The sequence below is a fragment of the Burkholderia sp. lig30 genome, from assembly GCF_000687455.2.
Lineage (GTDB): Bacteria > Pseudomonadota > Gammaproteobacteria > Burkholderiales > Burkholderiaceae > Burkholderia.
Window position 1 is genome coordinate 21,259 of record NZ_JGVW01000068.1, and the last position, 15,271, is coordinate 36,529.

Here is a 15,271-nt window from a genome sequence, read left to right on the forward strand (position 1 = left end):
AGCCTCCAGCGGCTTTGCGAAGCCAATTGACTCGGCCAGCATCGATTCCTTACATTACTCTTTCTTCGTGAGTGAGGATTTTCGATATGCCGATTCCCGCACATATGTGGCTTAAGGATGACGGCGGCGCAGACATCAAAGGCTCGTCAACCGTCCAGGATCGTGAAGGAAGCATTGAAATCATCAGTTTCGGCCACGGTGTAAATCTGCCGGTTGATAGTGCTGATGGCAAGATCACCGGCAAACGTACACATTCACCGATTGCGTTCGAAAAGGAATTCGACTCGGCGACACCCTATCTCTACAAGGCCGTGGCGAAGGGGCAGACGCTGCAATCGGCCGAAATCAAGTGGTATCGCATCAACGATGCGGGAAGAGAGGAAGTGTATTTCGTGATGCTGCTCGAAGGCGTTAAGGTCTGCGGCATCAATCCCGGCATGGCGAATACCAGACTGTCGCAGGCGTCCGCGCTCAATCACGTTGAAGCCGTCTCCATGATGTATGAGCGCATCACGTGGCACTACCTTGACGGCAATATCAAATTCACCGATTCATGGAATGACATCGGATAAGCGGGAGTGGTCGATGGCTTATACCGGCAGATTTCTGGTGAATAACACCTTTTTGTCACCCCTTACCATTGATGGTTTGGGTACGTTCGATGCGTTCTCCGGCAACGGCATCTATCGGAATCGAGGTGGCTGTACGGCGGTGCCCGATAACGGCCCGATTCCTGCCGGCAAATACTGGATCGTTGACCGTCCTAGAGGCGGTGTTGGGTCTCGCGCTTGGGCTTCGATAAAGGACACAGTTAATTCAGCGATTGGGAGTCCGGTGGACCATAGCGAATGGTTCGCGTTGTATCGAGATGACGGAATGATTGACGATGAAACGCGTATTAATGGCGCCAAGCGCGGACAGTTTCGATTGCATCCGGCAGGTGGTCAGGGCATTTCAATTGGCTGCATTACACTGCCTAGTCGTGTCGATTTCCTGAGAATCCGCACGGCGCTGCTGCATACCAAGAAAATTCATGCCGGCAATTCAGGGCTTAACGCATACGGAACAATCGAGGTCGTCACGTATGGCAACACTTGTCCGTAGACTGTTCAAGGTGACTCTGTTCGTCGGCCTGTTCTGTCTCTCCGTACCGTACGTCCACACATATCCTATACCAATGCCAGAAAGCCAAGCGCTCGCTTGGCTACACGTTGCGAATCGGCTTGGCATTCGCGACCCCGACGATCTATACATTCCGCTCGTCCTGCTGACTAATCTGCTCGTGGCAACGTTCGCTTATATGGCGATCATGAAGCTGTGGGGGCACTATCGCGGGAAAAAAAGCCATGTTGAGAAATAGCGTCCGAAAATGGTCTCCCTTAATCGCATAATCTTGAAGGTTGCGCTGTTTATCGGTCTACTCGCTCTATCGCTTCGTTATGTCCGACCATACCCGTATGAATGGACAGAAATCCAGATGCGCACGTGGCTGCACACATCACAAGCGTTAGGTATCCGTGACCCCGAAGATTTGTATTTCGTGGTGTGGGTAACTATCGAACTGATCGTAGCAGTGCTGGCCTACATAGCGGTCATGTGGGTGTGGCGCTACTATCGCTGGAAAAAGCATGTCGAGAAATAGTGACTGAGAGTGACCGAATTCGTAGATCTTTCAAAATCGCGACATTTCTCGACCTGCTCGCTCCATCGCCTCGCCATGTTCACCCAATATCCCCATCGCAGTATCGGAGAGACGGTTTAATCGACGATTTCACCTGAATCAATGGTCTCCAGCGCGGCCAGTTCCGGTCGCATCCAATGGGTAGCGAGGGGATTTCGCCAGGGCTGCATTACTCTACCGAGCCGTATGGATTCCCGGAGAATCCACACTGCATTGTTGGCCACCAAGACAATTCCGGCTGGCGATTCAAAATTTAGCGCATATAGAACAATTTAGGCCATCACGCATGGCAACATTTTCCCTTAGGTTACTTAATATTTTTCTATTTATCGGGCTATTTCTTATTTCAGCTCGTTATATTCCACTATCCAATGAGTGGACACCAGCCGAAGCGCGCGCATGGTGGCGTGCTTCAGAATGGCTCGGTGTTCGCGATCCCGATGACTTGTATTTCGTAGTGTGGGTGACTATCGAACTGATTGCGGCAGTGTTCGCCTATGTAGCGATTATTTGGCTGTGGCGACACCATCGCAAAAAAAGCATGTCGAGAAATAGCGACTAAGAATGGCCGCACCCATAGACCGTTCAAAATCGCACTGTTTTCGATCTGTTCGTTCTATCGCTTTGCTCTGCCCCCTCTATGGGTAGAAAGAAAGCCGCGCACTTACCCGACTCAAGGCTTACTGGACACGATCTTGCCCCTTCAACTGGTTGCAGGTCATTCGAGCACGACGCGCTCGAATGCAAGTCGCGCTACACCTACTCGTCCGGCGGCGCGTCGTGCATCGCACGCTCGCCGCGCTCCACCGGCGGCAGCAACGCCGCGAGCACATCAACCGAGCGCGCCGTCGCGCCACGATGGCGCGCGGCGAACGCCGCACCCGCCGCGCCCATCGCGACGCGCCGCGCCTTGTCGGCGAACAGCGCGTCGAGTGCGCGTGCGAGATCCAGCGGGTCCTGCACCTGCTTCGCGGCGCCGGCCGCGACCGCATCGGCCGTCGCCTGCGTGAAGTTGAACACGTGCGGCCCGATCAGCACCGGCACGCCGACCGCGCATGCCTCGATCAGGTTCTGCCCGCCGAGCGGCAACAGGCTGCCGCCGATGAACGCGACATCCGACGCCGCGTAATACGCGCCCAGTTCGCCCATCGAGTCGCCGAGCAGCACCGTCACGTCCGGCGGCAGCGGCTGCGCGGCGCGCTGGCCCGCGGCGGGCGCAGCGGCATCCGCCGCCCATGCCGAGCGGCGCACGCACTTGAGGCCGCTGCGCGCGACGAGCGCCTCGACCTCGCCGAAGCGCTGCGGATGGCGCGGCACGAGCACCAGCAACGCGCCCGGCGTGTTCATCGCCGCGAACGCCTGCAGCACGAGCGCCTCCTCGTTCTCGCGGGTGCTGGCCGCGACCCACACCGGACGCGCGCCGATCGCTTCGCGCCACGCGCGGCCGCGCGCGGCCAGCTCCGGCGGCGTCGTCATGTCGAATTTCAGATTGCCGAGCACCGTCACGTCGCGCGCACCGAGCGCCGTCAGGCGCTCCGCGTCCGCCGGGCTTTGCGCGAGCACGCGCGCGAAACCGCCGAACACGTCGTGCACCGCGTCGCCGAACTTCGCGGCACGCTTGTACGAGCGCGCCGACATCCGCGCGTTGGTCAGCACGAGCGGCACGTCCGCGCGGCGGCATTCGTCGATCAGCGTCGGCCACACCTCGGTTTCCATCACGAGGCCGAGCGCCGGACGCCATGCGCGCAGGAAGCGGCGCACCGCGCCCGGCATGTCGTACGGCAGGTAGCAGCGCAGCACGCGCGCACCGAAGATCTGCTCGCCGGTCGCGCGACCGCTCGGCGTCATGTGGGTGAGCAGGATGCGCGCGTCGGGCCGCGCCTTCATCAGCGCGTCGACGAGCGGCTGCGCGGCGCGCGTCTCGCCGACCGACACCGCATGCACCCAGATCAGCGGCGCGGCATCGTCCGGCGCGCGGCCGGCCCCATGGCCGAAACGCTCGCCGATATGCTCGCGGTAGCCGCGCTCGCGGCGCGAGCGCACCAGCAGACGCACGACGGCGAGCGGCGCGACGAGCCACCACAGCGCACGATAGATCGTCCTCAACATACCCGCGTCACCCCGCGTCGTCGCATCCGGCGCGCGCTCAAACCAGCGCCCTGCCCTGCAGGCGCTCGAGAATGCCGAGCGGCGCGCATTCCGGCCGCACCATCGCGTCGACCGGCAGGAAGAACGTCTGTTCGAGCATGAACTGGCCGGACATCACCGCATGCGATGCCTGGTCCGAGAAACAGATCCACACACTGCCCGGCGGGAACGGCTTGGTTTCCTGCGGGGAATGCTTCTGGTAATCGAGATCCGCCTTCATGCAGTCGTGCAGGTTCAGCATCAGGTGGTCGTACGCGCTGCGCGGCGTCTTCGTGATGTGCAGCAGGTCGAGCAGCCACGCCGAGCCCGGCAGTTGCGGCTTGATGTGCGGCAGGAAGCGCTTCGCGACGTCCTCGAACGGCTCGCCGACGCGCCACACGCGCGGCACGCCCGCCGGGTTCACGTTCGTGAACACGCGCAGGATGCGTTCGCCGTAATTCGGCCGCGACGGAAACGCGTCGACGTGCAGGCGGCTGTCGTCCTTGCGCCACGACGTCTGGCGCGTCTCGACCTGCATCAGGCGCAGGCTGGTCGGCGCGGCGCGCAGCTTGCCGCGATATTCGGGAAACAGGCCGTCGACGAGCGCGCAGGCCTGCTGCTGATAGCGTCCGACGAGCGCGCGCACCGCCGACTGCGCGACATCGTCGCCGAGCACGCCGGCGAGCGCGCCGCCGTTCGGCCCGAGACTGATGTTCTTGCGCTTCGGATCGGCGACCTTCGGATCGAGCAGCGCTTCCTCGCCGCCTTCGATCGCAAAGCGCAGATGCGGAAAGAACAGCACCTTGCCGTCCTCGACCGCGGCCAGCAGTTGCTCGCGCGGCACCGACAGGTTTTGCCCGCGCCAGTCGGCGGACGGGATTTCGATGATCTGGGATTCGCTCATGATCGCTTGCCGTATGAGGACCGACTGACGCGACGAACGCGCGTGCGCCATTCGTGTCCTTCGTCCTTCGTAGCCTAGAGGAGACCGAAGCCCGCGAGCGCCGACTTCACCTGCGAAATCGACGGCGGCTGCCCGGCCGTACCGAGGTTGACGACGTTCGGCGACCAGTAGCCGCCGGTACGCCACGCCGTCGCGAAATTGTACAGTTCGACCGTCGGGCGCTTCAGTGCCGCCGCGATGTGAACCAGACCTGTGTCAACCCCGACCGTTGCCGCCGCGCCGTCGATCAGCCCGACGACCGCCGGCAGCGACAGCTTCGGCGGCACGATCGCCGCCGCGCCGAACTCCTTCGCGAGGCGCTCGCTCGTCGCGCGTTCCGCATCGTTGCCCCACGGCAGCACGAGCGACGCGCCGCGCTTCACGAGCGACTGGCCGAGCTCGATCCATGCGGCGTCCGGCCATTGCTTGTCGGCGCGCGACGTCGCGTGGACGAACACCACGTACGGCACCGGCAGGTTCAGGTCGAGCGCGGACAGCGCATGCGCCGCCGCCCGGGTATCGAGGCCGAAATCGACCGGATCGTTCGGCGCGGGCGCCGGATCGCCGAGCGCGGCCGCGACCAGTTGCCGCGAGCGCTCGACGACGTGCGTGCGCGGCGCGATCGGCACGCGCTTGCGATAGAAGAAGCGCACCGGCCATTCGTAGCCGGCGCCGTCGGTGCGATTGCCGAGGCCGACGAGCGGCCCGCGCGCCCAGCTCGCGACCCATGCGGTCTTGATGAGGCCCTGGCAGTCGATCACGAGGTCGTACCGCTCGGCCGCGAGCCGCCGCCTGAACGCGCGGATCTCCTGCCAGGTCGCGCCCGTGAACGGCCGCTTGCGCCAGCGGCGCAGCGAGAACGGCAACACGTTGCGCACGCCGTCGACGAGCCGCACGAGGTCGGCGAAGCCCTCCTCGACGAGCCAGTCGATTTGCGCATCGGGATGATGCCGGCGGATATCGGCGATCACCGGCATGTTGTGCACGACGTCGCCCAGCGACGACACGCGCACGATCAGGATCTTTTGCACGCTGAAAGAACGCCGGCGAAGCGCCGGCACAGGCATAAAGATGCGATTTTATCGCGGCCGGCGGCGCGGATAGACAAAAAGCGGCCACGCGCTTTTCGCGCGTGCCGCTTTTCGGTGAACGCATTGCGATAGCGCAACGCGGCGGCCGCCGGCCGCCTCGCACGCCACCCCGCTCAGAACGGCAGCTGCACGTCCGGCTTCGCGGCCGTCAGCACGCGGCGGAAGTCCGCCTTGATGCGCTCCAGGCCGGCCTGCGTCTCGGCCTCGAAGCGCAGCACGACGACCGGCGTCGTGTTCGACGAGCGCGCGAGACCGAAGCCGTCCGGATACTCGACCCGCAGGCCGTCGATCTTCACCACCTCGTCGGCGCCGTCGAACGTCGCTTCCTTCTGCAGGCGCTCGATCAGGCGGAAGTTCTCGCCCTCCTCGAGCTTGAGCTGCAGTTCCGGCGTCGACATCGCGTTCGGCAGGCCGTTGAGCAGCGCGCTCGGGTCCGCCACCTTCGTGAGGATTTCCAGCAGGCGCGCGCCGGTGTAGAGGCCGTCGTCGAAACCGTACCAGCGATCCTTGAAGAACACGTGGCCGCTCATCTCGCCCGCGAGCGGCGCGCCGGTCTCGCGCAGCTTCGCCTTGACGAGCGAATGGCCGGTCTTCCACATCAGCGGCTGGCCGCCCTTCTCGCGCACCCACTGCGCGAGATGGCGCGTGCACTTCACGTCGTAGATGATCTGCGCGCCCGGATTGCGCGACAGCACTTCCTCGGCGAACAGCATCAGCTGGCGGTCCGGATAGATGATCTGGCCGTCCTTCGTGACGACGCCGAGGCGGTCGCCGTCGCCGTCGAACGCGAAGCCGATCTCGGCGTCGGTTTCCTTCAGCGCGCGGATCACGTCCTGCAGGTTTTCCGGATGCGCGGGGTCCGGATGGTGGTTCGGGAAATTGCCGTCGATCTCGGTGAACAGCTCGACGAGCTCGCAGCCGAGCGCCTTGAACAGGCGCGGCGCGAGCCGGCCGGCGACGCCGTTGCCGGTGTCGACGACGAGCTTCAGCGGCCGCGCGAGCCGGATGTCTCCGACGATGCGCTCGATGTACGCGTCCTCGACGTCGCATTGCTCGTAGCTGCCGCTGCCCGACTCGAAGCGGGCGTCAACGATGCGGCGATAAAGCGCCTGGATCTGCTCGCCATAGATCGCGGCGCCGCGCAGCACCATCTTGAAGCCGTTGTAGTCGGGCGGGTTGTGGCTGCCGGTGACGACGATGCACGAATCGATGCGGCGCTCGCCGCCCGCGAGCGCGAGCGGCACGCTGGCCGCGAAATAGCCGACCGGCGTCGGCACCATGCCGACGTCGACGACGTCGACGCCCGCCGCGCGCAGGCCGTCGGCGAGCGCGCCGACGAGTTCAGGGCCGGACAGGCGGCCGTCGCGCGCGACGACCACCGCGTCGCCGCCTTGCGCGCGCACTTCACTGCCGAACGCGCGGCCGATTGCGCGTGCGGTGTCGGCGTCGAGTGTCTTGCCGACCACGCCGCGAATGTCATATGCCTTGAAGATGGATTGGGAGATCATCGATTCTCTCTCAGTTACCTGCACAGGGAAATTTGGCCGCTTCGCCTTTGGCCGCTTCGCCGCCGGCGCGAGAACGCCGCCGCACCGCCGATTCCGGAACCGCTCCGCCACACGCGGCGGCGACGGATGCGGTCCGGATACAACTTATAATCGCTGGTTTTCCAGAAGCGGATTTCCTCATTTTAATGCCTAGCCGTCCCGCCGCCGCAATGTTGCCGCCTTCCCGCATCGTCCCGGCCACCTCGCGCGCCTGCCGGGACGCCGCATCATGCTGAAGCGCATCGCGAATCCGGACGTCGCGAAGGCGCTCGCGAACCTCGTCTGGCTGGGGCTCGAACGGGTCACGCAGATCGCCGTCGCGATCGCGGTCAGCGGCCTGCTGGCCCGCTACTTCGGCCCCGACGTATTCGGCAAATGGCAGTATGCGAACACGCTGCTGCTCGTGCTCGCGCCGCTCACCTGGGTCTGCGGCGCCGAAATCCTGGTGCCGACCATCGTGCAGCGGCACGGCGCGCCACTCGGGCCGGTGCTCGGCAGCGCGTTCGCATTGCGGTTCGCGGTGTCCGCCGCCGCGCTCGCGGCGACCTGGATCGCCATCGCCGCCGGCGCGTTCGATCCGCTCGTCGGCGCGATGCTCGCCGGCCTCGCGGTCACGATGATTTTCCGCGAGCCGTTCGTCGGCGTGGTCAACGCGTGGCTGCAAAGCATGACGTACAGCAAGCCGCAGCTCGTGACCAGCATGTTCGTCGCGCTCGCGAAGGCGGCGCTCGTCTGGCTGCTGGTGCGCGCCGCGGCCGCGCCCGCACGATTTTCCTGGCTCTGGGCGCTCGAAGCCGCCGCGATCGGCATGGTGCTGCTGCTGTATTACCGGCGGCGCAACGGCGGCACGCTCGGCTGGACGATCGAACGCCCGCTGTTCCGGCACTTCGCGACGGCCGGCACCGTGTTCTGGCTCGGCCTCATCTGCATGTACCTGTTCCTCAAGCTCGACCGCCTGATGCTCGAGCGTCACGTGTCGTTCGCCGATCTCGGCCGCTATTCGGCCGCGCAGCAGCTGAACGAGAACTGGATCGCGCTCGCGCTGATGCTCGCGCAAACCATCGCGCCCGCGTTCGTCTACCGCGTGCAGGACGTCGTCCGGCTGCGCCGCAACATCGTGCGCCTGACCGCGATGACCGCCGGGCTGATGGTCGCCGGCGCGCTCGTGCTCGACGCGCTCGCGCCGCTCATCATCGGCAAGGTGTTCGGGCCCGGCTACGAGGCGTCGGTCGACATCCTCCGCTGGGCGGTCTGGCTGTCCGTGCCGGCCGGCATCGAGGCGATAGGCAATCTCGTGCTGCTCAAATATCAAGCCAAATTCGTGTTGTTGACGAAATGGCTGCTCGCGCTCGCGATCGCCGCCGTCGTCAACCTGCTCGCGATCCCGCGGCTCGGCCTGTACGGCGCGCTCGTCGGGCTCGCAGGCGGCTACCTGGCCGCCGCCGCGGTCAACTTCTACTACATCCGTCTCAAGCTGCGCTCATGACGTCCCTTACCCCCTCGCCGCACGAAGCCGGCCCGCTCGACGACGTCGCCGTGCTGATGCCGGCCTACAACGCGCAGAACGACGTCGTGCGCTCCCTCGCGTCGTTCAGCGAGGACGCCCCGGTGCACGTGCTGATCGTCGATGACGGCAGCACGCCGCCGATCGCCGCGCCGGCCATCCCGGGCCTCGCCATCGACGTGCTGCGGATGCCGACAAACGTCGGGATCGAGCGCGCGCTCGAGGCCGGCATCGACGCGCTCGCGGCGCGCGGCTTTCGCTATGCGGCCCGCATCGACGCGGGCGACCTCGCCGCGCCGCGGCGGCTCGCGAAACAGATCGCATACCTCGACGCGCATCCGCGCGTCGCGTGCGTCGGCATGTGGACCCAGGTCGTGTCGCGCGACGGCACGCCGCGCTTCATGCTGACGCCGCCCGCCGACCCGCGCGCGCTGCGCCGCACCCGCTTCCTGCGCTCGCCGCTCGTCCATCCGTCGGTGATGCTGCGGATCGATGCGGTGCGCGAGGTCGGCAACTACCGCGCGCAATACCGCGCCGCCGAGGATCTCGACCTGTTCCTGCGGCTGATGCAGCGCTACGATTGCGCGAACCTGCCCGAGCTCGGCCTCTATTACGAGCTGAACGAAGGCGGGATCAGCGCGACCAAGCGGCGGCGCCAGCTGATGTCCACGCTCGCGCTGCTGCTGCGCCATTTCAACGCGCTCAATCCATACGACTGGGCAGGTCTCGTCAAGAACCTGCTGCACTTCGTGACGCCCTACCGCACGCTGCAGCGCGTCAAGCGCGCGCTGTTCGCCGGCCGCACGTCCGCGTGATGCCTGATCGATCGGTTCATTCGCCTTCATCCATGACTTCGTCGTCCCCGCTGCGCATCGCGCTCGTCTGCAACACCGCCTGGGCCATCTACACGTACCGCCAGGGGCTGATCCGCATGCTCGTGTCGCGCGGCTGCGAGGTGCTCGTCATCGCGCCGCACGACCGCACCGTCCCGCTGCTCGAGCAGATGGGCTGCCGCTACGTGCCGCTGTCCGTCGCGTCGAAAGGCACCAGCCCGCGCGAGGACCTCGGCACGCTCGCCGCGCTCCGCCGCCATTACCGCGCGCTGCGGCCCGACCTCGTGTTCCATTACACGATCAAGCCGAACATCTACGGCTCGATCGCCGCATGGCTCGCGCGCGTGCCGTCGATCGCGGTGACGACCGGGCTCGGCTACGTGTTCATCCAGAAGAGCCGCGCGGCCGCGGTCGCGAAGCGCCTGTACCGTTTCGCGTTCCGCTTCCCGCGCGAAGTCTGGTTCCTGAATCGCGACGACCTCGCGACCTTCTCCGACGAGCGGCTGCTCGCGCACCCGGAGCGCGCCCGGCTGCTGCATGGCGAAGGCGTCGATCTCGAGCAGTTCGCGCCGGTGCCGCTGCCGGGCACGGATGCGCCCGTGTTCATCCTGATCGGCCGGCTGCTGTGGGACAAGGGCGTGCGCGAGTACGTCGAGGCCGCGCGCGCGGTGCGCGCGCGCCATCCTCACGCGCGCTTCCAGCTGCTCGGCCCGCTCGGCGTCGACAACCCGAGCGCGATCGGCGGTGCGGACGTCGACGCGTGGGTGAACGAAGGCCTCATCGAGTATCTCGGCGAGGCGCACGACGTGCGGCCGCACATCGCCGCGGCCGACTGCGTCGTGCTGCCGTCGTACCGCGAGGGCGTGCCGCGCACATTGATGGAAGCGTCGGCGATGGGCCGGCCGATCGTCGCGACCGACGTGCCGGGCTGCCGCGACGTCGTCGCGGACGGCGAGACCGGCCTGCTGTGCGCGGCGCGCGACAGCGCGAGTCTCGCCGACCGGCTCACGCAAATGATCGAACTCGGCCCGGCCGGCCGCGAAGCGATGGGCGCGCGCGGCCGGCGCAAGGTCGCGGCCGAGTTCGACGAGCAACAGGTCGTCGCCCGCTACAGGCATACTATCCATGCGCTAACGGGCATCACACTCTGAGGGGGTATACCGATCATGGCGGAAAAAGGCACGATTCTCGTCACTGGCGGTGCCGGTTTCATCGGCTCGCATACGGCAGTCGAACTGCTCGATCACGGCTATGACGTCGTCATCGCCGACAATCTCGTGAACAGCAAGCGCGAAGCGGTCAACCGGATCGAACGGATCACCGGCAAGACCGTCGCGTTCCACGAGATCGACGTGCGCGACGAAGCCGCGGTCGGCCGGCTGTTCGACGCGCATCCGATCACCGCGGCGATCCACTTCGCGGCGCTGAAAGCGGTCGGCGAGTCGGTCAGCAAGCCGCTCGAGTACTATCAGAACAACATCGGCGGCCTGCTCGCCGTGCTGAAGGTGATGCGCGAGCGCAACGTGAAGGACTTCGTGTTCAGCTCGTCGGCGACCGTCTACGGCGTGCCCGAGCGCTCGCCGATCGACGAATCGTTCCCGCTGTCGGCAACCAACCCGTACGGACAGAGCAAGCTGATCGCCGAGCAGGTGCTGCGCGACCTGCAGGTCGCCGATCCGTCGTGGCGGATCGCGACGCTGCGCTACTTCAATCCGGTCGGCGCGCATGCGAGCGGGCTGATCGGCGAGGATCCGGCGGGCATCCCGAACAACCTGATGCCGTACGTCGCGCAGGTCGCCGTCGGCAAGCTCGACAGGCTGCGGGTGTTCGGCTCCGACTACCCGACGCAAGACGGCACCGGCGTGCGCGACTACATCCACGTCGTCGATCTCGCGCAGGGCCACATCGCCGCGCTCGATGCGCTTGCGCGCCGCAATGGCAGCTTCGTCGTGAACCTCGGCACCGGCCGCGGCTACAGCGTGCTCGAGGTCGTGCGCGCGTTCGAGCAGGCGTCGGGCCGCAAGGTGCCATACGAGCTCGTCGCGCGCCGGCCGGGCGACGTCGCCGAATGCTACGCGAACCCGCAGGCGGCGGCCGAGATCATCGGCTGGCGTGCGAAATACGGCCTCGACGAGATGTGCCGCGACCATTGGCGCTGGCAGGAAGGCAACCCGCGCGGTTTTGTATAATCCGCTGTCCTCGTTCCGGGCTGTTTTATGCTCAGCTTCGCATCCGGCTTCATCGTTTCCCTGCTCGTCACGCTTTTCATCGTGCGGTACGCGCATTTGCACGAGAAATTCTCTGTCGACAGCGATCTGGCCGGCGTGCAGAAGTTCCATGCGCGCCCGGTGCCGCGAGTGGGCGGCATCGGCATCCTCGCCGGCGTCATCGCGTCGGCGCTGCTGCTGATCGGCCGCTACCCGACGATCGCCGGCAGCGTGCTCGGCCTCGTCGCATGCGGCGCGCCGGCGTTCCTGTCCGGGCTCGTCGAGGACCTGACCAAGCGCGTGTCGCCGCGCGCGCGGCTGATCTGCACGATGGGCGCGGCCGCGCTCGCCTTCTTCACGATGCATGTCGCGGTGACGCGCATCAGCGTGCCGCCGCTCGACTTCCTGCTCGGCTATGTGGCGATCTCGGCGTTCGTGACGGTGCTCGCCGTCGCCGCGCTCGCGAATGCGGTCAACATTATCGACGGCTTCAACGGGCTCGCGTCGATGGTGAGCTTCATGATGTTCGCGTCGCTCGCGTACGTGTCGTTCCAGGTCAGCGAGCCGGTCGTGCTGTCGGCGTCGTTGATCATGATGGGCGCGGTGATCGGCTTCTTCCTGTGGAATTTTCCGGCGGGCCTGATCTTCCTGGGCGACGGCGGCGCGTACTTCATCGGCTTCATGCTGGCCGAGCTGTCAATCCTGCTCGTGATGCGGCACCGCGAGGTATCGGCGTGGTATCCGGTGCTGCTGTTCATGTATCCGATCTTCGAGACGTGCTTCTCGATCTACCGGAAGAAATTCATCCGCGGCATGTCGCCCGGCATCCCCGACGGCGTGCACCTGCACATGCTGGTCTACAAGCGGCTGATGCGCTGGGCGGTCGGCACGAAGGCCGCGCACGACCTGACGAAGCGCAATTCGCTGACGTCGCCGTACCTGTGGCTGCTGTGCCTGCTCGCCGTCATCCCGGCGACGCTGTTCTGGCGGCATACGGTGCATCTGTTCGCGTTCGTGATCGTGTTCGCGGTTGCGTACGTGTGGCTCTATATGAGCATCGTGCGGTTCAGGACGCCGAAGTGGATGGTGGTGAGGAAGGGGCCGCGGCAGCAGGCGCACAAGCACTAAAGTCGCCGCCCCTGTTTCAACAGCAACGCCGCGAGCGTGCGGACAATCCCGATTTGCCCGGAATCAACTCCGTATCCTTTCCCTGCGCTTGAGCGGCAGGGCGTCAGTCGGTCGCTTGGGCACCTTCGGAATTCCTGTTCTTTCTTGTTATTCTTGTCACGTCGGTCATGGAGGCGTTCCTTTCGGTATCGTCTCGTAACCTCGGCACACTTGAAATCTGACAGGCATCCAGCATGCCGTCCGAATGAGCGCGGCGACTCCCGCTAGCGCCCCAGACCCAGCGCCTGCGCTTCGGCTTCCTGCTCCAAATACACCCAATCGACGATCTCGTCACTGGGCGTATAGCCGGAAACCAACTCCTCCATCATCAACCGGATGACGCCGACATCCTTGACATTGAGCGCCATCTCCAAGGCGTTCAGCCTGCCCTCGAGCTCGACCCACGGGATGAAGTCCTCGTGTGCCTTCATGATTCTGGGATGCGAGGTGGATTTGGGGTTGTCGCCGATCAGCAGCTCCTCGTAGAGCTTTTCCCCGAGACGCAGGCCAGTGATCGCGATTTCGATGTCGCCATCCGGGTTCTGCTCGTCTTTGACGGTCAAACCGGAGAGCTCGATCATCCGGCGCGCCAGATCCACTATCTTCACAGCCTGGCCCATGTCGAGCACGAACACGTCCCCCCCCTTGGCCATCGCTCCAGCCTGAATGACCAACTGCGCCGCTTCAGGAATGGTCATGAAGTAGCGGGTGATCTCCGGATGGGTCAGCGTGATCGGCCCACCATCGCGAATCTGTTGGCGGAACTTCGGCACCACCGAGCCTGACGAACCCAGCACATTGCCAAAGCGCACCATCGTGAATTTAGTGCTAGGATTCGTGGCGGCCAAAGCCTGCAACGCCATTTCCGCCAGGCGTTTACTGGCTCCCATGATGTTGGTGGGGCGCACGGCCTTGTCGGTGCTGATCAGCACAAAATCAGGCACATCGTTCTCAATCGCAGCCTGCGCCGTATGCAGGGTGCCCAGTACGTTGTTCTTGATGCCTTCGGCCGGGTTGTGTTCAACCAGAGGCACGTGCTTATAAGCTGCTGCATGGTAAACGGTGTCCGGATGCCAGGTAGACAAGATCTCTCCCATCCGGTCGCCATCTTGAACCGAGCCCAGTAGCGGCACCAGCGCGATTTGGCGTTCGGCTATCTTTTGCTCCAGTTCCTGGTGAATCGCGTAGAGGGCGAATTCACTCTGCTCGATGAGCAGCAACTTGGCGGGCCCCACGGCGAGTATCTGGCGACAAAGCTCGCTGCCAATCGACCCGCCTGCCCCCGTCACCAATACCACCTTGCCGACGATGTTCTTCGCGAGCAGGATGTGATTAGGTATGACCGGCTCACGGCCGAGAAGGTCATCGATGTCCAGTTCTCGAAGATCCGAAACACTCACCTTGCCTTGCGCCAAATCCGTCACGCTGGGGAGCGTGCGCACCGAGACATGCGCACTCCGAATCTGGCTCAGGATTTCGTTCCGGCGTTTGCGGCTGACGCTGGGCAACGCCAGCAGCACGTCACTGATGTTCAGAAACACAACCAGGTTGGTCAAATCGCCCGGATTGTAGATAGGCTGACCATTGAGCACGTGGCCATGCAATCGGTCATCGTCATCCAGAAACCCCACCACCTGCATTTCGTGACTGTTGGCCATAGCGGCAGCCAGTTGACGGCCCGTACGACCTGCGCCATAGATGAGCACCTTGGGACGAGACGCCTGTTTCTGAATGCTCTGGTACTGGTCACCCAGCCATACACGAGCCAGCGCTCTCGACGCTCCCACAAACAGAAGCAGAAGGATGGGCTGGATAATACCGACAGTGCGAGGAACGCCGGTGCCCCCAATCGCAGTAAAGATCGACGCATAGAGCAGCCCGTAGATACCCACGGCCCTCGCGACGGCCAGCAATGCGGGCCAACCGCTGTAGCGGAAGATGGCCCGATAGAGTCCAGAGACGATAAATACCGGTAACGCCATCGCCATCGACACACCGACAGCAATCAATGCGCTGCCAGAGAGTGCGACAAACTCACCCAAGCGCAGGTAGTAGGCAAGCCAGACCGTCAGAACACAGAGGCTCATGTCGACCAGCAGAGCGATGATCCGCTTGGTTACCCTTGGCAGACCCAACACTGGGACAACAAGTCGGGACAATATTTTTTTCAT

14 protein-coding genes are annotated in these 15,271 nt (G+C 64.5%); 9 read left to right on the top strand and 5 right to left on the bottom strand.

What is annotated here, in order from left to right:
* The first annotated feature begins 86 nt into the window (after window positions 1-86).
* The 4 genes from LIG30_RS09730 to LIG30_RS25220 all read left to right on the top strand — a co-directional run bounded on the left by LIG30_RS09730 (window position 87) and on the right by LIG30_RS25220 (window position 2,243).
* A complete protein-coding gene (locus LIG30_RS09730; RefSeq protein WP_038711673.1) occupies window positions 87-572 on the top strand; it encodes an Hcp family type VI secretion system effector in 486 nt (161 codons plus the stop codon).
* Between the two features lie 13 nt (window positions 573-585).
* Window positions 586-1,104, top strand: a complete 519-nt coding sequence (locus tag LIG30_RS25215; protein ID WP_083493977.1) for a DUF2778 domain-containing protein — start codon at window positions 586-588, stop codon at window positions 1,102-1,104.
* A 265-nt stretch (window positions 1,105-1,369) separates the two neighbouring features.
* Complete coding sequence (locus tag LIG30_RS09740; RefSeq protein WP_038711676.1) at window positions 1,370-1,642, top strand: hypothetical protein; 273 nt, start codon at window positions 1,370-1,372, stop codon at window positions 1,640-1,642.
* A gap of 325 nt (window positions 1,643-1,967) precedes the next feature.
* Window positions 1,968-2,243 carry a hypothetical protein gene (locus LIG30_RS25220; protein ID WP_083493976.1) on the top strand — a complete coding sequence of 92 codons (276 nt, stop codon included), beginning with the start codon at window positions 1,968-1,970 and terminating at the stop codon, window positions 2,241-2,243.
* Window positions 2,244-2,440: 197 nt separating this feature from the next.
* Here LIG30_RS25220 and waaA read toward each other — a convergent pair whose 3' ends face one another.
* From waaA to LIG30_RS09760, 4 genes are all read right to left on the bottom strand, one after another.
* A complete protein-coding gene (waaA, locus tag LIG30_RS09745; protein ID WP_038711679.1) occupies window positions 2,441-3,790 on the bottom strand; it encodes a lipid IV(A) 3-deoxy-D-manno-octulosonic acid transferase in 1,350 nt (449 codons plus the stop codon).
* Window positions 3,791-3,827: 37 nt separating this feature from the next.
* Window positions 3,828-4,712, bottom strand: a complete 885-nt coding sequence (locus tag LIG30_RS09750; RefSeq protein WP_038711729.1) for a Kdo hydroxylase family protein — start codon at window positions 4,710-4,712, stop codon at window positions 3,828-3,830.
* Window positions 4,713-4,786: 74 nt separating this feature from the next.
* Window positions 4,787-5,782: a lipopolysaccharide heptosyltransferase I gene (gene waaC / locus LIG30_RS09755; protein ID WP_038711730.1), complete on the bottom strand. Its 996-nt coding sequence runs from the start codon at window positions 5,780-5,782 to the stop codon at window positions 4,787-4,789.
* A 173-nt stretch (window positions 5,783-5,955) separates the two neighbouring features.
* On the bottom strand, window positions 5,956-7,350 hold the full coding sequence (locus LIG30_RS09760; protein ID WP_038711680.1) for a phosphomannomutase/phosphoglucomutase: 1,395 nt from the start codon (window positions 7,348-7,350) through the stop codon (window positions 5,956-5,958).
* A 268-nt stretch (window positions 7,351-7,618) separates the two neighbouring features.
* On the opposite strand from LIG30_RS09760, the gene LIG30_RS09765 reads away from it, so the two are divergent.
* Genes LIG30_RS09765 through LIG30_RS09785 form a run of 5 tightly spaced genes read left to right on the top strand, consistent with a single transcriptional unit; the run spans window position 7,619 to window position 13,061 of the window.
* On the top strand, window positions 7,619-8,875 hold the full coding sequence (locus LIG30_RS09765) for a membrane protein (protein ID WP_038711683.1): 1,257 nt from the start codon (window positions 7,619-7,621) through the stop codon (window positions 8,873-8,875).
* Complete coding sequence (locus LIG30_RS09770; RefSeq protein WP_038711685.1) at window positions 8,872-9,708, top strand: glycosyltransferase; 837 nt, start codon at window positions 8,872-8,874, stop codon at window positions 9,706-9,708. The genes LIG30_RS09765 and LIG30_RS09770 overlap by 4 nt, the downstream gene beginning before the upstream one ends.
* A gap of 32 nt (window positions 9,709-9,740) precedes the next feature.
* Window positions 9,741-10,877: a glycosyltransferase family 4 protein gene (locus tag LIG30_RS09775; protein WP_038711686.1), complete on the top strand. Its 1,137-nt coding sequence runs from the start codon at window positions 9,741-9,743 to the stop codon at window positions 10,875-10,877.
* 15 nt (window positions 10,878-10,892) lie between these two features.
* Window positions 10,893-11,915, top strand: a complete 1,023-nt coding sequence (gene galE, locus LIG30_RS09780; protein ID WP_038711688.1) for a UDP-glucose 4-epimerase GalE — start codon at window positions 10,893-10,895, stop codon at window positions 11,913-11,915.
* A 27-nt stretch (window positions 11,916-11,942) separates the two neighbouring features.
* Entirely contained in the window at window positions 11,943-13,061 is a 1,119-nt protein-coding gene (locus LIG30_RS09785) for an MraY family glycosyltransferase (RefSeq protein ID WP_038711690.1), read from the top strand.
* Window positions 13,062-13,324: 263 nt separating this feature from the next.
* On the opposite strand, the gene LIG30_RS09790 is transcribed toward LIG30_RS09785, so the two are convergent.
* Entirely contained in the window at window positions 13,325-15,271 is a 1,947-nt protein-coding gene (locus LIG30_RS09790) for a polysaccharide biosynthesis protein (protein WP_038711691.1), read from the bottom strand.